Genomic DNA, 19,498 nt, shown 5'->3' with positions numbered 1-19,498 from the left:
TAGAGTGTTATTTTTAATGTTAAAGCGCTTTACAGATGATGAAAACGCTGTTAAAATCATAAACGAGCACAAACGATCAATAACAGTCATAAATAATCAATTAATGATCATGAATTTCCAAAGATAAGCGCAATGCATAGATGGGATGGCGCTGTAACTTAAAGGGGCGAACCACGATGTTGTTTGAGGAAGAGAGAAAACAAAGAATCGTGCTTTTTGTGGAAAAGAATTCAAGAGCTTCGGTCCAAGAGCTAAGTCAGGAGCTGGGTGTATCTGAGTCCACTGTACGCCGTGACCTGAAAGAGCTTGAAGAAGCCAAGTTGTTGAAACGAACACATGGCGGGGCAGTTTCCCTGCAGAGTGTCAACTTTGAGGCGTCCTATCCAGATAAGGAAGATCGCTTGTTGGATGAGAAGCAGAGGATTGCACGCAAGGCTGTAGAGATGATTGAGGAAGGCGATGCTATTCTGCTGGATGCTGGAACAACAACGCTGCAGATTGCCAAAGAATTAAAGACTTTTTCTAATATCAAGGTGATTACGAATTCAATCATGGCGCTCAATGAGTTGAGGGATTGCCGGAATATAGAAGTTTCGATTACAGGTGGTATGCTGCGGCCCGATACACTGGCTTTTGTAGGACCGATGACAGAACGTTCTTTAGAAATGGTGCGAGTGGATAAAACCTTTCTTGCAACTAACGGATTGGACCTACGAGAAGGCATCACGACTCCAAATATGCTTGAGGCTGCGACTAAGCGCAAAATGATCTCGGTTGCGAAGCAAGTGATTCTGCTCGCTGATCATAGCAAACTGGGTCAGGTATCCTTCTGCAAGGTTGCCGATGTGATGGAAATGGACCACTGCATTATTGATTCTGGTGCATCTGACAAGTTCATCCGTGAGCTCACGCAAATGGGCGTTGACGTCTCTCTGGTATGACCCTAGACAGATGATATTTTTATGGATAGAAACTGCCTTAATTTGAGTGGTAAGGAATCATCGTAAGATCGTTTGGAGAAATTACATTTGCCGCATGTTCAAGCGGTAATCTAATGGCTTAGAAAACCAAAATAATTGAGGGATAACAATGATCTATACAGTAACGCTAAATCCTTCCATTGATTACATCGTGGAAGTTGAAGATTTGAGACTAGGTGATTTGAACCGGATGAAACGTGATTTGAAGCTTCCCGGTGGAAAAGGGATTAACGTATCCCGCGTGTTAAATCAGCTTGAGGTTCAGAATAAGGCTATAGGCTTCCTTGGTGGATTCACCGGGCGATATATTGAGGAATGGTTACGGAAAGAATCAATTTCTAGTGATTTCGTATTTGTTTCTGATGATACCCGAATTAATATCAAGCTTAAGCATGGAGAAGAGACAGAGATTAACGGTGCAGGGCCTGTCATCAATGATACGGAGGCTGATGCGCTGTTGCAGAAGCTGTCCGCTTTGAACGAGGCTGATGTTGTGATCTTGTCGGGAAGTGTTCCCCCATCGCTTGGCGCAGACTTCTATGACAAGTTGATATCTGTATGCAAGCAGAGAGGGGCCGAATTTGTAATTGATACTACAGGGTCAGCGCTGAAAATGGCACTTCCTCATCAGCCGTTGCTCGTTAAGCCCAATCATCATGAGCTTGCAGAGCTATTCGGCGTTACGATACAGACTAAGGAAGAAATCATTACTTATGGGCGTAAGCTGCTGGAAGCAGGCGCGAAGCATGTGCTGGTTTCAATGGCAGGTGAAGGTGCCTTATTCATAACGGATCAGGGGGTATACCACGCCAATGCTCCAAAAGGAACAGTAAAGAATTCTGTAGGCGCAGGGGATTCCATGATTGCTGGATTCGTAGGTACATTATCCTTGACTGGAGATTTGATGGAGGCGTTCCGAGCAGGTGTTGCCTCAGGAAGTGCAACGGCGTTCTCAGATGACCTGGCAAATAGAGAATTTATAGAGAAACTTAGACCGCTGATCGACATCTCAGAAGTGTAAGCAAACAGCATTCAAAGTACTCAAGGGAGTTGGAAGACATGAAAATTACGGATTTAATGATAAAAGACACAATGATTATGGATTTAAAAGCAACCACTAAAGAAGGGGCAATTGATGAATTGATTGCCAGTCTTGCCGCAAGTGGTCGTATCAATGATCCTGTTCTATTTAAAGAGATGATTCTGAAGCGTGAAGAGCAATCCAGTACTGGAATTGGTGGCGGTATCGCAATGCCACATGCTAAGACTAAAGCGGTGAATGAAGCGACAGTTGTGTTTGCCAAGAGTGCGACGGGCGTCGAATTCGAATCGCTTGATGATGAGCCGGCTCGGATCTTCTTTATGATTGCTGCCCCAGAAGGAGCGGGCAACATGCATCTTCGTACATTGGCCTCGCTGTCCAGACTGTTGATTGATAGTGAATTCATTGAACAGCTGATGAATACCCGAACGCCAGATGAGGTATCCGCCTTGTTCGATGCGAAGCAGGCGGAAGGAGAAGCCAAGGAGAAAGAGAGCGAAGCTGCTGAAGCTGCCAAGAAGTCAGAACCTGAAAAGCTAATCGTCGGCAACCCGGATTCCCAAGCATTCGTCGTAGCTGTTACAGCTTGTCCTACCGGAATTGCGCATACCTTTATGGCTGAAGATGCGCTCAAGAAGAAGGCTCTGGAAATGGGAGTTAATATCCGTGTAGAAACGAATGGTTCTGAGGGAGCCAAGAACGTCTTAACACCCGATGAGATTCGGCGTGCAAGTGGTGTAATTGTCGCAGCGGATAAACAGGTGGAAATGGCTCGCTTCGATGGTAAGCATGTGCTTCAGAGACCGGTTAGTGATGGTATTCGTAAATCGGAAGAACTCATTCGCAAAGCAATGAACGGCGATGCACCGATCTACCATAATGAAGGCCGCAGTGGCGATGATGGAGAATCAAAAGAGAAATCAGGTAGTATCGGCAGTAAAATATATAAGGACTTGATGAACGGTATCTCCCACATGTTGCCGTTTGTAGTCGGCGGTGGTATTCTGCTGGCGATCTCCTTCCTGATTGAACAAGTCGGCGGAGAGGATCATCCACTATTCCAGTTACTGCAGACAATTGGTGGCGGCGATGGTGCCTTCCATTTCCTAATTCCTGTCCTTGCAGGATTTATTGCGATTAGTATTGGTGATCGTCCAGCCCTGATGCCGGGTATGGTCGGCGGTTATATGGCCTTGAATTCCAATGCTGGATTCCTCGGCGGTTTGGCTGCAGGTTTCTTGGCTGGTTATGTTGTTATCGGTCTGCGCAAAGTGTTTGCAGGTCTGCCAAAAACGCTCGACGGATTAAAGCCGATTCTGTTATATCCGGTATTTGGTCTATTGATTACCGGTGGATTGATGTATTACCTGTTCGATCCGATCTTTAGCTGGATGAACGTAGGGCTCATTAATTGGCTTAACGATCTTGGAACCGTTAATGCAGTAATTCTGGGTCTCGTTCTTGGTGGAATGATGGCTATTGATATGGGAGGTCCTTTCAATAAAGCGGCCTACACTTTTGCCATCGGGGTATTCACTACCAGTGGAAATACTAACGGATTCATGATGGCAGCTGTAATGGCAGGCGGTATGGTGCCTCCACTTGCAATAGCGCTTGCTACTACCTTCTTCAAGAATAAATTTACAGAATCAGAACGTAAATCAGGGTTAACAAACTATGTATTGGGATTATCGTTCATTACAGAAGGGGCGATTCCATTCGCCGCTGCCGATCCATTGCGTGTTCTGACCTCTTGTATCCTGGGTTCAGCCGTAGCTGGTGGTCTCACTCAGTTTTGGAATATCAACGTTCCAGCACCGCATGGCGGGATCTTTGTAGCAGCACTTTCGAGCCACGCATTATTGTTCCTGTTGGCTGTTCTGATCGGATCTGTTATTTCCGGATTAATGCTCGGATTATGGAAGAAACCTCTTGAGGCAAAATAATAAAATAAGTAATTTGAACTGCTGGGTGCCGGACGCTTCTTCTGGTGCTCGGCAGTTTTTTTGAATATAAGAATTTGTATGTTTACTCTAAAAACTACCCCTCTATTTTTCGCAGAAACGATTATCTTCCCTGAGAGGACGCTGAAGGCGTTTCTTAACTTGACCACGTATTTCCCTTAACCCATGCAAGAATAATCTCCTTACATGGGGTTTATTTTTGTATAATTGAAAATATATATAACAAGAGGGCAAAGGAGCGAGCGAGATGATACTGCATAAGGGGGAAGTCTTGTTCCGTCAAGGGGACAGCTGCGAATTCTTATACAAGGTGAAAAGTGGGCTGTTCAAGGTAACAAGACTTCATGAAAATGGGAACATGGTGCTGTTCAACATCTTGTATCCCGGAGAGATGGTTCCCCATCATTCACTCATTTCGCCAAAGGAGGCGCATGGAACAGCAGTTGCGATGATGAAGAGCGAGGTGGAGGCAGTCCCTTCAGCGGCATGGTATCAACAGTTGAGTGAAGATCCGGGTCAAGCGATGGAAATCGCCAGGCTGCTCCAAGAGAAGGTACGTTTTATGCAGACACGCCTGGATCACCTTACCGTAGGTACCCCTGCAGAGCGCCTGGAATTGCTTACCCGATGGTTCAATGACTACTCACATGGCGCAATGCTAACAGAGTTATTGACACAGGAAGAAATAGGACAATTGATCGGTGTGAGGCGAGAAACAATCAATCGATTGCTACGGAGTGTAGAGTGACTCCTGCTTTTTTATAGCAAAGTGTTTAGAGTGGGGGATCTCCGTGGTATAATGTATTCAGAACTTATTAAATTAGAGAAAGGATCAGGATACCATGTGTCCCCGAAGGACGATTCCCCAAAGGACGATTTGGAAACGTTATGATCTGTCTTATACTTAGCTTCCCTGTAGAATGTGCGTGAACCGTTGTTACTCGACGAACCGCCTCTGCGAGGGGAAGGAGTATATATATGCGAAGGAGCAACACCTCCGGTTTTACCCGTCGTAGAGGTTGGTGGGACGTTTAGCCGCCATATACGATAAGGGGAGACCTGTATGAGGAACCACAATCACGGAGTGAATGTACTGCTCCGGTTGACAGTCATTTTGTTTGGAACATTTTTGCTTGCATTTGCTTATTATCACATCAATTTTCAGAACCATTTGTCTGAGGGCGGATTCGTAGGATTATCGCTGCTCGGCAAATACGTATTAGGAATATCACCTTCAATTTCAACTCTGCTTCTAGACGTTCCAGTACTCTTGATTGCATGGATGTTCAAAGGGAAAGCGTTCGTGTGCAACACCTTTGTTTCTGTAGGAGCTTTTACAATCTTTTACGGACTCATGGAACGTTATTCCGATTTGGTCATTAACTTGCAGGGCAATTTGGCATTAGCAGCCCTTTTGTCTGGCGTACTGACAGGTTTAGGCGCGGGAATTATTCTGCGAAGCGGCGGCGCAAGTGGTGGAGACGATATTTTGTCGCTGCTGATCAGTGAATGGAAGGGAATTAAAGTAGGTACAGTATTCATCATGTTGGATGTCATCGTTCTGGCATTATCACTCTTTTATATGCCTGTTAAGGAAACAATGTATACCGTGATGGCGGTAGTCGTAGCTGGCTATGTGATCACTTTTACAACCTCTTTAGGCAAACCAAAGTTAGTAAAGGCGCCAAAGATTCAGTCTACGATGCGCAAGCCGCATGATGGAACAGTAATGTGAAGAAGGTTGGTATAAACAGCTTTTTTCGGGGATATACTACGCTTAAGGTCAGCCAGAATTTCTGGTTGACTTTTTTTTGTTGGATAAGTGACGTAATTTAAAGGGGTTGCAGCAGCTTTCAGGGTTTGCTCGGACGTTTCGCTCATAACAAAAGGTGGCGTACAGTGAAAATCCTGTACGCCACCTTTTAGTTAATTTAAGACTCTTTTGTGCTCGCCTTTGAATCGTGTAGAGACATTTGCGACCAGCTTGTCCCTTTTATTTAGCCCACGGCATTCGTGATAGCTTCGCATTCGTCCGAGCAATGACCACTGTGCTGTGTTTCACAGTCCTCACAGCAAATATGCTGTAGATGGCAAGCATCGTTGGCGCAGTTGATGAATTGGTCAGCTGGCTGACCGCAGTGATGGCAACGACCAACAATGATATCATCGTCGGTATGGTTAATCTGTACGGAGATCCGCTCATCGAAGACATAACATTTTCCATCAAACAGTTGGCCCTGTACCTCAGGGTCTTTACCATAAGTTACTATGCCGCCATCCAGCTGGTACACCTGCTGGAAGCCTTCCTTCATCATAAACCCGCTTAATTTCTCGCAGCGGATTCCGCCTGTACAGTAGGTCAGGATTGGTTTATCTTTTAGCTCGCTCATATTCTCGCGAATCCAGTCCGGGAATTCTTTGAAGCTGTCTACTTCAGGGCGGATCGAACCGCGGAAATGACCAAGATCGAATTCGTAGCCGGTACGACCATCCAGAATTACCACATCATCGCGCTTCATCATTTCATAGAAATCTTTAGGCGCCAGATGCTCTCCAGTGATCACGTTAGGGTCCAGTTCATCCTCGACCCGGAACGTCACGAGTTCCTTTTTATAACGAACGAAGATCTTTTTGAAGGCATGACCATCAGCCTCATCGATCTTGAAGACGATATCGCTAAACAGCGGATTTGCGCGCAAATCCTTCATGTATTGCTCGGTTTGGGCAATCGTTCCGGACAGTGTCCCGTTGATGCCCTCATCTGAGATGAGAATTCGTCCTTTTACGTCAAGCTCTTTGCAGTAAGCCAAATGCTCCTGAGCGAATTGTTCTGCATCCGGCACTTTTACAAATTTATAGTATAGCAGAATTGCATATTCCGATTGTGGTTTCATTCTTTTCACCTTTATCATTAGAATTAGACTACTAAATAAACGTTTAAGTATAAAAAGTATTGTAACATATTATCAAGACTTGAAAAAGATACTCTTGAATTGGTAATGGTTAAAACTTGGATATTAATAAGAAAAACAGCGTAATGAATATGTCTGAATCATCATGCATATGGGGGATTAATCTGCGAAGTGGCGGCGCGAGTGGATGAGCTGATATTTTGTCGCTGCTGATCAGTGGATGTGGGAGTCAAAGTAGGTACTGTATTCATCATGTTGGATGTAGTTTTTTTGGCGTGATCACTCATTTATATGCCTGTTAAAGAAACAATTTATACATGATGGCGACTGGTATAAACTGCATTTTTCGGGGATACTACGATTTAGGTCAGCCAGAATTTTGGTTGACTTTTTTGCTGGGTATAGGCGAATAACATGGGTAGTCATGATTGGCGAAACCGTGAATCACAACGCACGTATTAATTTTCATTCGAAGAGTCACATCGTGACTTTAATAATAAGGAGGAACTGCGGGATGAGTGCTCACGAGATTGATTATGTCATTATGGGCGAGGAAATTCAGTGTGTGGAGGTACAACTTGACCCCGGAGAGAGTGTAGTTGCCGAAGCTGGAAGCTTCATGATGATGGATCAGGAAATTACGATGGAGACGATTTTTGGTGATGGTAGTGGGGGAACGCGCGGTAGCGGATTAATGGGCAAGCTGATGGGCGCGGGCAAACGTCTGTTGACAGGGGAAAGCTTGTTCATGACCGTATTCACACACAGCGGTTCTTATGGAAGAAAAAGTGTCACCTTTGCTGCTCCATATCCAGGCAAAATCATCCCGCTTGATCTTCAGCAATACGCTGGAAAAGTGATCTGTCAAAAGGATTCATTCCTTTGTGCGGCGAAGGGCGTCTCGATCGGTATTGAATTTCAGCGTAAGCTGGGTACGGGCTTTTTTGGCGGAGAAGGTTTTATTATGCAAAAACTGGAGGGTGACGGCCTTGCATTCGTACACTCTGGTGGTTATGTTATGGAACGCACACTTCAACCGGGAGAGACGCTTAAGCTGGACACGGGTTGTCTAGTCGCTATGACGTCTTCGGTGGATTATAATATTGAGTTTGTAAAAGGGGTCAAAACCGCGCTATTCGGCGGCGAGGGTCTATTCTTCGCTACGCTGCGCGGTCCCGGTAAGGTCTGGGTGCAGTCGTTACCATTCAGCCGAATGGCTGATCGCATTCTGTCCGCAGCCGGTAACAACGGACGCAAAGAAGAAGGCAGCGTGCTTGGGGGACTTGGTAATCTGCTGGATGGCAGATAGGTTTGGGCGAGGGTGATGGGTAGAGTGATCCCCTAGATTAGTGCGACTTGGCCCAAATGGGGCGAAAGAGGAGTATAAATCCCCTAGATTCGTCTGAATTGGCCCAAATGGGGAGAAAGAGGTGCATAAATCCCTTAGATTAGTGCGAATTGGCCCAAATGGGGAGAAAGAGGTGCATAAATCCCCCAGATTAGTGCGACTTGACCCAAATGGGGAGAAAGAGGTGCATAAATCCCCTAGATTCGTCTGTCTTGGCCCAAATGGGGCGAAAGAGGAGTATAAATCCCCTAGTTTTGTGCGAATTAGCCCAAATGGGGCAAAAGAGGAGTATAAATCCCCCAGATTTGTAGGATATGAGCAAATCCAGCCACCAAATCGAGCGATCCTAGCACCCTTAACGTTCCGGTTCAGTTTCCTTCAACAAACCATTGGTTACTTATGTTCGATGTGATATCGCCGTTTGACGTTTTTATTATCGACTCTGCGATGTCCACTGCTACTGTATCTGCAACTAACTATATAGTGAGACCCTTGAATGATTATGTTCATTCACGGGTCTTTTTTTAGAGATTGGACTTGGGATAGTTTAAGTCATAACCATTAAATACCAGCCTTGCTTTACGCATGACGATCAGCCTCGCTTTACGCATGACGATTTGTCGCACAATCCCCTAACGATTTGACTAACTCTCTCCATGATGTATATATTATTTGGCAAACCCCTATATTGTTAAGGCTGTGACCGGAGGCATGATATGTTCAAAATATTTATCATAGAAGATGACCGTGGACTGGTGGCTCTGCTACAGGATTATTTACATAAATTTGGATATGAGACACAGGCGGTGAATGATTTCGAGAGGGTTCGCACTCAGTTTGAAGCGTTCGCTCCGCACTTGGTTCTATTAGATGTTAATTTGCCAAAATACGATGGGTATTACTGGTGCCGTCAGATTCGCGGGATTTCCACTTGCCCTATCCTTTTTATATCTGCCCGAGACGGCAAAATGGATCAGGTGATGGCGCTGGAGAACGGAGCGGACGATTATATCACAAAGCCTTTTGATTATGAAATTGCGATGGCCAAAATCAAAAGCCAGCTACGACGCGCCTACGGCACTTATGCGGGAAGCAACAATGATCGTGCCCTAACCGTTGCCGGAATGACACTGGATGTGGAGCGACTAATTCTTACTCGAGGAGAAGTCAAGGTGGACTTAAGCCACACCGAAGCCAAAATACTAGATGAGCTAATGCAAAAGTCGGGAACCATCGTTACCCGCGACAGACTGCTCGAGAAAATCTGGGATGATCAAGCTTTCGTAGATGAGAATACACTTAATGTCTATGTCACTCGTGTACGTAAAAAGCTCGCCGCTCTAGAGATTACGGACGGCCTACAAACCGTTCGAGGCCAAGGCTACCGCTTGATTCCGAACTGGGGGGATGAGGAATGAAGCTATTTTTACGGGAGCAGATCCCTTTAATTATAGTCTACCTAGCGCAGCTCATCTTGATCACACTAGTCTATCGGCTGGATGGAGGCAGTGGTGTGAGCGTAAGTCTGTACGCAGCTCTTCTCAGCACTTGTCTGCTGCTTGGCTACCTCGCTTATCGGTATATCAGCAATCGTACATTCTATGAACGGCTGGAGACAGTTCCCTCCTCTCTAGATGAAGCCGGTGGCCCTACTCAGGATTCTCCGCTTGCCGTGAGTTTACGAGGACTACTAGGGTCACAATTCCGCCTCTACAAAAATGATTTACACAGCTACCGCCACAAGCTGGAAGAACATATTCATTTTATTAATCAGTGGGTGCATGGGATGAAGACACCCTTGTCTGTCATCCATTTGATGATCCAAGATAAGGACGGACCGCCTTTTACAGCGATAGGTGATGAACTGGATCGTCTGAAAAAAGGACTGGATACCGTACTTTATACGGCTCGGCTAGATACTTTTGAGCATGACTTTTATGTGGAACGTTTGGATTTGGAAACCTTAGTACGTGGTGTAACCTCAGAGCAGAAACGTCTGTTTATACGTAACCGTATATTTCCTACTATTAAAATAGATGAGCGAATCACCGTAACCTCAGATGAGAAATGGTTAAGTTTTGTGCTGACACAGATCATTACAAATGCGATACGTTATACGACGGAAATCGGCAAACATGTTTATTTCTATGGGTACATACAAGAGGAAAAGAGAGCAGTTCTGGAGATACGAGATGAAGGAGTTGGCATACCGGCAGGTGATCTGCCGCGTGTGTTTGATCCTTATTTTACAGGTGTAAATGGACGAACCTTTCAAGAATCCACGGGGATGGGTCTATATCTTGTGAAACAGATCTGCGGAAAGCTTGGTCACGAGGTGAGCATTTGCTCAGAAGAAGGTAAGGGTACGACCGTGCGGATAGTGTTTAGGGAGTCCTACCTTACAAATATGTAAGGTCATTGTAAGTTTGATAAATGGCAGCCTGTGTATACACTTTGTATAATGAAGGCAATCCAGTCGAAAGAAGGAGAGGTAACACTTGCCCATTCTAGATGTTCATAATTTATCAAAAATATATGAGGGTAAAGTGTCCACTCAGGCATTGAATCATATCCGCTTTTCTGTTGAAAAAGGGGAGTTCGTTGGCGTAATGGGACCTTCGGGGAGTGGGAAAACAACACTGCTCAACACGATCGCCACCATCGACCAGCCGACCTCCGGTCAGATTCTGATCAACGGCCGAGATCCCAATCTGCTTAGCAGACAAGAAAAGGCACTCTTTCGCCGCCATGAGCTTGGTTTCGTCTTTCAGCATTTCAATCTGCTGGATACGCTCACTGTAGAGGAGAATATTGTGCTGCCTCTCACGCTTGCTGGTGTCCGTGTAACGGAAATGGAGAGCAGGTTGAAAGAAGTAGCAAGCATGCTGGACATTGAGCATTTGCTGCAAAAAAGAACCTACGAGATTTCAGGTGGACAAATGCAGCGGACCGCCATCGCCCGGGCGATGATTCATCGTCCTGCACTGATTTTAGCAGATGAGCCTACAGGGAATTTGGATTCCAAAGCTTCAGGCGAAGTCATGAATATGCTGACAGAGGTGAATAAGGAAGAAGGGGCAACCGTGCTGATGGTCACACATGACGCAGTGGCCGCGAGCTTTTGTAACCGAGTCATCTTTATTAAAGACGGACGTTTCTATAGTGAAATGTACAGGGGAAGCAGTAGAGGCGCTTTCTTCCAAAGTATTATTGATATGTTGTCTTTGCTTGGGGGAACTAGCCATGACCTTTCGGCAATTCGCTTATAGAAATGTTACACGTAACAAGCGTAAATATGCGGCTTATTTTGTCGTCAGCGCTTTTTCAGTGATGATCTTTTTTGTGTGCGCTTTGTTTATCTATCATCCGGATATTTCTAAGAGTTTGGTTTATAGTACGGCGGCTCATACAATGATGGCGGCGGAAGCCATTATTTATGTGTTTTGCTCCTTGTTTGTTCTCGTATCGGTCGGATCGTTTCTGCAGTCACGGAAGATGGAATTTGGGATTTTATTGATGCATGGAATGACGAAGAAACAGCTCAACACGATGGTATTTTTGGAAAATATGATGATCGGCACCTCAGCCATCCTAACAGGTACTTTACTAGGGTTGATTCTGGGTAAGTTGTTTTTGATGATCGGATCTACTTTTCTAGGGATACCTCTTTTAACGTTTCATCTTCCTTGGCAGGCACTAGTACTTACGATATGCAGCTTTGCACTGTTATTTATGTTAATCTCGCTGAGCACCTTCGCCTTTATAGGGAATGAATCGCTAATGCGGCTGTTTCAGGGAGAGCGAAAAGCAGATGAGGAACCAAAGGTATCCCTCGTGTTATCTATGATCTCTGCTGTATTACTGCTACTGGGTTATTATTTGGCTGCTACTGCAAAAGCGGCTTCGGTTGAAAAGGTGATGTTTCCCGTTGTTGTGATTACGGTGGCAGGAACTTATCTCTTTTATACGCAGCTTAGTATTTATGTTGTTAAATTGCTTAAGACGATTCGGCGCTTGTATTGGAACCATACCAATATGATTACATTATCGGGTTTGTCCTACCGCTGGAAAGAGAATGCCCGAATGTTTTTTATGGTGACGATTGTGTCCGCAGTATCTTTTACTTCAGTGGGGGTATTCGCATCGATCCATACGCTTTCCAGAGAGCTGAAATTGGATTATCCGGCAGCTGTTGGTTATGTAGCCAAAGGCGATCAGACACCGGTACTTTTTGAGCAGCATTTGGAAGAAATTAAAGATGAGCTTACAACGCTCGCCTTACCTTATGAGACACTTAGTATTCCTATCAAATACGCAGAGGTGGAATCTCAGACTGGGCCAGATCGCACGTTAAGGCTTCCCTTGATTGCTTACAGTGATTATAAGCTTGCTCTGCTTCGTGCAGGGTTTACGACGGATGAGCGCCCTCTTAGTGGAGATGAAGGACTGGTGATGATCGGTTCGCAACGAGATCGGAGTCTGACAGCGGGTAGAGCGAAGCAGGTCTACACCCTGAAGCAAGGTCTTTCCATTCGTGAAACGGGGTATACCCAGCATGTTCCGATAGCCGAATATCTCTTGCCGGAGCTTGATGGAAGGGATGGAGGAGACTTCAGCGGAGTTGTGATCAGCGATGAGCTATACAAGGCTATTGATCCCGTACAGACTGATTTGTATACAGGATTTTATATGGATGACTTCCCGCGAACGGTTGGTATAGCGGCGGATCTTGCCCATAAAGGCAAACGATCCTATGAAAGTAACTCTCCATACGCGATTGTGGTTAGCGGCACGCTGTTTGAAATACAGAGAACACTGTATAACACGATGCTATTCGCTTCTTTACTGGTGGGTACTGTCTTTTTCATTGCAGCAGGCAGTTTCCTTTACTTCCGGCTATATACAGATCTAGATCATGATCGTCATCAATATTCTACATTGTCCAAAATGGGACTTACAGATCAAGAGCTAAACCGAATTGTAACGATTCAATTGTCGTTGTTGTTTTTTGTGCCAGTTGGGGTTGCTATTTTGCATAGTGTGTTTGCCTTTATTGCGCTTCAGCGGTTGTTCTACTTATCAATTGCTGTGGAGACAGGGGCTGTATTGATGGGCTATTTGGCTGTCCAGGGACTTTACTTCTTTTTTATTCGCAGCCGTTATTTACGCAACTTGAAGAAGAACTTGATTTGAATAATGGGGGTTACGAAATGCAAGCATGGATTACAGAGTTTATGGAGCAGTTTGGTTATTTCGGTATTTTCCTGATGCTCGCTTTTGAAAATATTTTTCCGCCGATTCCTTCCGAAGTGATCCTTCCTTTTGGCGGATTCATGACAACCACAACGAATTTAACCATCCCTGGTGTAATCATTGCTGCTACGCTTGGTTCTTTGCTGGGTGCAGTGATTCTATATTATATCGGTCGTTTGCTGGATGTAAATCGGTTGGAAAAGATCGTTGAACGCTGGGGCGGTCTACTCCGAATCAGCAAAAAAGACATTCACAAGGCTGACGCTTGGTTTGATAAATATGGCTATTGGACCGTATTATTTTGTCGGATGGTTCCACTAGTGCGTAGTTTGATTTCGATTCCGGCAGGGATGTCCGGTATGAAATTTGGCGTATTTATGATCTTCACAACGATTGGTACACTGGGCTGGAATCTACTGCTAGTGCTTATTGGCGCAGCATTGGGTGAAAACTGGGAAGACATTGCCATGTATATGGATATGTACTCCAACGTAGTGTACGTACTTATTGCTGGGGGATTAGCGGTTTTGGGGTATTTGTACTTCCGCAAGCGTAGCCGGAGAATGAACACCGAAGGTTGAGCGAAGAAGGACTTATAGATAAAAGTTATGATTAAAAAGGAGGAGAACAAATGGAGCTATTATCGATTATTAAAGCTATTATTTTGGGGATTGTTGAAGGATTGACCGAGTTTGCTCCGGTATCCTCCACAGGTCATATGATTATTGTTGATGATATGTGGTTAAAATCGACAGAGTTATTTGGGCAATATACGGCCAATACTTTCAAAGTGGTTATACAACTGGGGTCAATCTTAGCAGTTGTTGTTATTTTTAGAAATAGGTTCATTGAACTGTTGGGCTTAAAGCGTTTCAGTCGTAAACAGTTGGACCCTGTAACTGAAGAACAACCACCGCTCGAAAAGGGTGGACATCTTAAACTTACACAGGTGCTTGTAGGTTTAGTTCCGGCAGGTGTGCTGGGCGTTCTGTTTAATGATTATATTGATGAGCATTTATTCTCTACATCCACCGTGTTAATCGGTCTAGTAGTTGGTGCGGTGTTAATGATTATTGCGGATCTATTTGGACCCAAGAAGATCCAAACAGAGAGTGTCGATCAGATTACATATAAGCAGGCACTAGGTGTTGGTCTTGTCCAATGCTTCTCGTTATGGCCAGGATTTTCACGTTCCGGGTCGACGATTTCCGGTGGTGTCCTTCTTGGTATGAGTCATCGTGCTGCTGCTGATTTCACATTTATTATGGCTGTTCCAATCATGGCAGGGGCCAGTCTCCTCTCACTGATGAAGAATTGGCAATATTTCACCATCGATGCCCTGCCGTTCTTCATTGCAGGCTTTATCAGTGCTTTTGTATTTGCGCTGTTATCGATGCGATTCTTCCTGAAATTGATCAACCGGATTAAGCTTTTACCATTTGCTATATACCGGATAATACTTGCCGCTGTAGTATATTTCGTGTTTTTCTAAATCCGTTATAAGGAATCGATATAACAGAAGCCCCCGTCATCTATTGCAGATGACGGGGGCTTTCACGTATGATGACATCAGATTAAGACACTCAGTTTATTAATTATAAGGATAAAGTAAAAGTTCACTTTACCCTTATATCTCTCGCATAAACGCTTACCGTCCATAAAAGGACGCCGAAGGCGTTTTAGCTTGATAATATCGGAGACAGGTGCTTGCCGGGAATTAGTAATTCGGTAGGCTTAATAGGGAAATTCGGTTCGAGGCCGATGCGGTCCCGCCACTGTAACGGAAGAGTCCATAGCAATATACGTCACTGGCAATTTACTACTGCTGGGAAGACTGCTAAGGATGCTGACACCGCTAGCCAGGAGACCTGCCTGTTTCAACAGCACTGCTTCACCTACGGAGGATAGGAAGGTGTTAGACGTGAACCATAGGTATATTATGGGCGTCTTTCCCTTTGACTTTTTTAGGGAAGGGCGCTCTTTTTTATAGGGATGTTATGGTTTCAAGCCAAAATAAGAAGATGGAGAAGGGGAGCTGCAAAGTGACGAACAAAGTAAAAGTAAGTAATCTTGGCTATCCAAGAATCGGAAAAAACCGCGAGTGGAAGAAAACGTTGGAAGCCTTCTGGGCAGGTAAAATAAATGAGGAAGAGTTCCGTACTGAAATGGCAGGCATTCAACTTCAGCATTTGAAGACTCAGCAGGAGGCAGGCATTGAGTTAATTCCGGTAAATGATTTTACATTCTACGATCATGTGTTGGATACGGCTGTAATGTTCGGGATCGTACCTCCGCGTTATGCGTATGATGGTGGCGACATTGGGCTTGATCTTTATTTTGCGATGGCTAGAGGGAACGCTGAGGCTACCGCCTGCGAGATGACGAAATGGTTCAACACGAACTATCACTATATCGTTCCAGAGATCGGTGCACAAACGCCGCGCCTGACGGAGAATAAACCACTGGAAGCATACCGTTTCGCCAAGTCCCAAGCGGGAATTGAGGGGAAACCTGTGGTTTTAGGCCTTTATACCTTCCTTAAGCTGTCAAAAGGTTTTGCATCTGCGGATATTGCGAAGATTGCCGCTCGGTTTCTTCCGGTTTACGTTCAGCTATTGCAGGAACTGAAGCAAGAAGGAGTAAGCTGGGTACAAATCGATGAACCAGCGATTGTTACAGGAATAAATGAGTCAGAACTATCATTACTTAACTCGATTTACACAGAAATTGCTGAATCCGTGCCTGGATTAAATATTATTCTGCAGACTTACTTTGAAGCTGCTGAACCATTGGAGGCATTGTTAAAGCTTCCGGTACAAGGTTTAGGTCTTGATTTTGTCCATGATGGCGGAACGAATCTGGCATCGATTGAGCGCCTTGGCTGGCCTGAGGATAAGTGGCTGGGAGCGGGTATTATTGACGGACGCAACATCTGGCGCTCGGATCTGGATGCTAAGCTGCAGCTAATCGAGAAGCTGAGTGTACATGTACCACTTGATCGTCTTATTCTACAGCCTTCTTGCAGTTTGCTGCATGTTCCGGTTACTGTTCAGGGTGAGGTGAAGCTGAAGGCAACCGTCAAGGCTGCATTAGCTTTTGCTGATGAGAAGCTTAAAGAGCTTAGCCTGCTTGCTGCAGCCTTAGAGGGTACTGGAGAAGCTACTGCTGCGCTGACAGTCAGCCGCGAAGCTCTTGCAGCCTTCCGTGCACTTCCCGAGCGCGGCCGTAAGGATGTAGCAGAGCAAGTTCTCGGACTTGCAGATTTACCAGACCAACGCAGTCTGCCTTTTGCAGAGCGCCTCAAGGTGCAGCGGGAGAAATGGCAGCTACCACTTCTGCCAACGACAACGATCGGAAGCTTTCCACAGACCGTAGAAGTACGTCAGGCAAGGTTGAAATGGCGTAAAGGTGTATGGAATCAGGAGCGGTATGACGGGTTCGTTCGTGAGCAGATTGCAGATGCAATCACCTTCCAAGAAAAGCTGGGTCTGGATGTACTCGTGCACGGTGAGTTCGAAAGAACCGATATGGTGGAATTTTTCGGGGAGAAGCTGGACGGGTACTTATTTACCAGTAATGGCTGGGTTCAATCCTACGGATCCCGCTGCGTTAAGCCGCCGGTTATTTATGCGGATATAGCTTTTATTGAGCCAATGACTGTTAAAGAAAGTGTCTATGCTCAGTCTTTAACTTCCCTTCCTGTTAAAGGCATGTTGACAGGTCCGGTTACGATTCTCAATTGGTCTTTCGTACGTGATGATCTTAGTCGGGAAGAAGTAGCCAATCAAATTGCCTTAGCACTCCGCCATGAAGTGAAAGCTTTGGAGGATGCAGGCATAGAGATGATTCAAGTAGATGAACCTGCTATCCGTGAAGGACTTCCTTTGAAAGCTGAAGATCATGAGGCATACTTGAATTGGTCGGTGAAGTCGTTCCGTATCGCTACGAATCATGTGAAGGCTACGACACAAATTCATACCCACATGTGCTATAGCGAATTTAATGACATGATTGACTCCATTTCAGCGATGGATGCGGACGTCATCTCTATTGAGACTTCCCGTAGCCATGGGGAACTGATCATCAGCTTTGAGGAGCAGGAATATGATAAAGGAATCGGTCTTGGTGTGTATGACATCCATAGTCCACGTGTTCCTGCTGTAGAAGAAATGACAGCTAATATTGATCGTGCTTTGCGGGTGCTGGACCCAGAACAGTTCTGGATTAATCCGGATTGCGGTCTTAAGACACGCGGCTGGCAGGAGACAGAGGATGCACTGCGTAACATGGTAAGAGCAGCTGCTATTGCAAGAGAAAAGGCAGGAGTTACCGCCTCCTAATAGCGAAAGAGTAAAACAATAAATTTAAGCCGGGGAACTTCTCCCTGGCTTTTTATTTCAGCCACTTGATAATAATTCTCATTCTTGATAGAATGAGAAAAGAAAAGAAGGAACCGTGGAGGGTCCCTTCAAATCATCACCTTATTTGCTTTCGAAAGTCTTACAATCTGTTTCTTCTGCACGTGTAGGTTCTTGGGAGCTGTGGAAAGCTACAAAGATAGAATCAGCACTGCATTTGTTCTCTTCTGCCCAGTGGGTGCAGGAGTTAACTTCGCAAATTACGTCTTTTGCCATGAGGGTTCACCTCCCCTTGGTGTGATAGACAGCATCATGAAATGAACTGCTCTGTTCAGCAAGGTGGAGCTTGTCCGAACAGAACCATGCCGCGCCCTCATTCATTATGAATAGAGGGTATTTGGTATTTTCTGTTTGATTAGACGTGGTAATTGTATCAAATAAAACGTATGTAAGCAAATGGGTTAATCAATAACGGAAGTACGACAAACTTATACAAATAAATATAAAAAAACACAAAAGACATCTATTGCTTACAAGTCTAAAAATAGAAAATAATCCTAAATATCTATATTATTACAAAAATATTCTGTTAATATTTTCAGTGGAGAACGGCCGATCCTAATCTGAAATATTGGAGGATAAAGATATTGAAAAAGTTCTTATTATTCCCTTTTGCCCTAATGTTCATTTTGTGCTTACCGTTTTATGCAGGTGCAGAAGGTTTACATAATGACGAAGCTCCTCAAAATAGTGAATCAGATATCATAAAAGTCTATAAAGCCTCAGATATGGGATTGTCAGAAATTTCAGTAGAAGAGTACAATGACATTCTTGCGCAAGGACAAGCTGTAGAGGCTGCTAACGAGGGGCTGTTGGCAAGTGTACCTCTGTTCAAAACGGATTCTTCCTTTGCAAGTGCCCCTGCTATTGCACCTAGAGATGCTTACCAAACTACGATCTACTCCTATCAACAAAATGGTTATGTCTCCTATGTTACTAGAAGTGGGTTGACTAGAAGAATCTCTCAGCCTGTATATAACAGTGCTTCTGTAAATTCATTGTTAAACATTAGCTATTCAGTATCTCAAGGCTATATTGCGAATACAAGCTTTGGTGTAACCGCAAAACAAACAGCTGTAAGTGCTGGTATTACAGGTGGTTCATCATGGTCCATTACTTATGGTGGCAGTAACACGACAACTGCATCAGTGAATCCGTACAACTATGCTTGGATGGAATACACACCTATTATGAATAACTCTTTTGGTGTAATCACAGAGAAGAATTATGTTAATGTTCAGGGTTCTTCAGTTCTTGTAAGTACTAATAGTTATGATGTTGATATTTACACGGCGAGATTATTAAGCGGATCGCTACCAGATGGCGTGTATGTCATTAAACAAAGTGCTTCTAACCCAGGTTAATAGCTTTAAACTAAAAGAGTCGCAGAAATGCGGCTTTTGTTCTGTTTAGAGAGCATAACTCAAAAGAAACTGTTTTTCGTTCCATTTTTAAGTGCAACCTTCCAAGTTTTGGAACGTCATAGTATAGAGGGACGGAAGAGATCTGCTTAGAACAAGACATTCCGTAACGATATTATGATCCGTGCAAGCGGTATCTATTACATTTTTGGAGGAATGA

16 protein-coding genes and 1 riboswitch are annotated in these 19,498 nt (G+C 44.6%); of the genes, 14 read left to right on the top strand and 2 right to left on the bottom strand.

Annotated features, from left to right (window positions below; all coding sequences use genetic code 11):
* Positions 1–176: 176 nt before the first annotated feature.
* From NSU15_RS21735 to NSU15_RS21715, 5 genes are all read left to right on the top strand, one after another.
* The gene (locus tag NSU15_RS21735) at positions 177–941 is read left to right on the top strand and encodes a DeoR/GlpR family DNA-binding transcription regulator (RefSeq protein WP_042129948.1); all 765 of its coding nucleotides are present in this window, start codon (positions 177–179) and stop codon (positions 939–941) included.
* A gap of 148 nt (positions 942–1,089) precedes the next feature.
* Positions 1,090–2,001, top strand: a complete 912-nt coding sequence (pfkB, locus tag NSU15_RS21730) for a 1-phosphofructokinase (protein WP_076120670.1) — start codon at positions 1,090–1,092, stop codon at positions 1,999–2,001.
* Between the two features lie 38 nt (positions 2,002–2,039).
* Complete coding sequence (locus NSU15_RS21725; protein WP_339287496.1) at positions 2,040–3,968, top strand: fructose-specific PTS transporter subunit EIIC; 1,929 nt, start codon at positions 2,040–2,042, stop codon at positions 3,966–3,968.
* A 265-nt stretch (positions 3,969–4,233) separates the two neighbouring features.
* Complete coding sequence (locus NSU15_RS21720; protein ID WP_042129942.1) at positions 4,234–4,734, top strand: Crp/Fnr family transcriptional regulator; 501 nt, start codon at positions 4,234–4,236, stop codon at positions 4,732–4,734.
* Positions 4,735–5,049: 315 nt separating this feature from the next.
* Positions 5,050–5,721, top strand: coding sequence for a YitT family protein (locus tag NSU15_RS21715; RefSeq protein ID WP_339287495.1), 672 nt, complete (start codon positions 5,050–5,052; stop codon positions 5,719–5,721).
* 262 nt (positions 5,722–5,983) lie between these two features.
* Here NSU15_RS21715 and NSU15_RS21710 read toward each other — a convergent pair whose 3' ends face one another.
* Positions 5,984–6,880, bottom strand: a complete 897-nt coding sequence (locus NSU15_RS21710) for a rhodanese-related sulfurtransferase (protein WP_339287494.1) — start codon at positions 6,878–6,880, stop codon at positions 5,984–5,986.
* A 532-nt stretch (positions 6,881–7,412) separates the two neighbouring features.
* Between NSU15_RS21710 and NSU15_RS21705 the strand changes: the two genes are divergently transcribed.
* The 8 genes from NSU15_RS21705 to metE all read left to right on the top strand — a co-directional run bounded on the left by NSU15_RS21705 (position 7,413) and on the right by metE (position 17,839).
* The gene (locus tag NSU15_RS21705) at positions 7,413–8,207 is read left to right on the top strand and encodes a TIGR00266 family protein (RefSeq protein ID WP_042129938.1); all 795 of its coding nucleotides are present in this window, start codon (positions 7,413–7,415) and stop codon (positions 8,205–8,207) included.
* 755 nt (positions 8,208–8,962) lie between these two features.
* A complete protein-coding gene (locus tag NSU15_RS21700) occupies positions 8,963–9,664 on the top strand; it encodes a response regulator transcription factor (RefSeq protein ID WP_339287493.1) in 702 nt (233 codons plus the stop codon).
* Entirely contained in the window at positions 9,661–10,659 is a 999-nt protein-coding gene (locus tag NSU15_RS21695; RefSeq protein ID WP_339287492.1) for a sensor histidine kinase, read from the top strand. Before NSU15_RS21700 ends, NSU15_RS21695 begins: the two co-directional genes overlap by 4 nt.
* Positions 10,660–10,744: 85 nt before the next feature.
* Complete coding sequence (locus NSU15_RS21690; RefSeq protein ID WP_042129933.1) at positions 10,745–11,515, top strand: ABC transporter ATP-binding protein; 771 nt, start codon at positions 10,745–10,747, stop codon at positions 11,513–11,515.
* Positions 11,490–13,439: an FtsX-like permease family protein gene (locus NSU15_RS21685; RefSeq protein WP_339287491.1), complete on the top strand. Its 1,950-nt coding sequence runs from the start codon at positions 11,490–11,492 to the stop codon at positions 13,437–13,439. Before NSU15_RS21690 ends, NSU15_RS21685 begins: the two co-directional genes overlap by 26 nt.
* Positions 13,440–13,456: 17 nt before the next feature.
* Complete coding sequence (locus tag NSU15_RS21680) at positions 13,457–14,080, top strand: DedA family protein (protein ID WP_076120661.1); 624 nt, start codon at positions 13,457–13,459, stop codon at positions 14,078–14,080.
* Between the two features lie 50 nt (positions 14,081–14,130).
* Positions 14,131–14,991: an undecaprenyl-diphosphate phosphatase gene (locus NSU15_RS21675; RefSeq protein WP_076120660.1), complete on the top strand. Its 861-nt coding sequence runs from the start codon at positions 14,131–14,133 to the stop codon at positions 14,989–14,991.
* A gap of 192 nt (positions 14,992–15,183) precedes the next feature.
* Positions 15,184–15,390: riboswitch (cobalamin riboswitch) on the top strand.
* A gap of 151 nt (positions 15,391–15,541) precedes the next feature.
* Entirely contained in the window at positions 15,542–17,839 is a 2,298-nt protein-coding gene (gene metE, locus NSU15_RS21670; RefSeq protein ID WP_339287490.1) for a 5-methyltetrahydropteroyltriglutamate--homocysteine S-methyltransferase, read from the top strand.
* A gap of 141 nt (positions 17,840–17,980) precedes the next feature.
* Here the strand turns inward: metE and NSU15_RS21665 are convergent, their stop codons facing one another.
* Positions 17,981–18,133, bottom strand: coding sequence for a DUF1540 domain-containing protein (locus NSU15_RS21665; protein ID WP_076120659.1), 153 nt, complete (start codon positions 18,131–18,133; stop codon positions 17,981–17,983).
* Positions 18,134–18,504: 371 nt separating this feature from the next.
* On the opposite strand from NSU15_RS21665, the gene NSU15_RS21660 reads away from it, so the two are divergent.
* Positions 18,505–19,281, top strand: a complete 777-nt coding sequence (locus NSU15_RS21660; RefSeq protein ID WP_339287489.1) for a hypothetical protein — start codon at positions 18,505–18,507, stop codon at positions 19,279–19,281.
* The last annotated feature ends 217 nt before the right edge of the window (positions 19,282–19,498 follow it).

Origin of the sequence: Paenibacillus sp. FSL E2-0201, assembly GCF_037963325.1 — a bacterium.
Classification (GTDB): Bacteria; Bacillota; Bacilli; order Paenibacillales; family Paenibacillaceae; genus Paenibacillus_AQ.
Note: the sequence above shows the minus strand (reverse complement) of the source record. Positions and strands in the feature narration are given on the sequence as shown.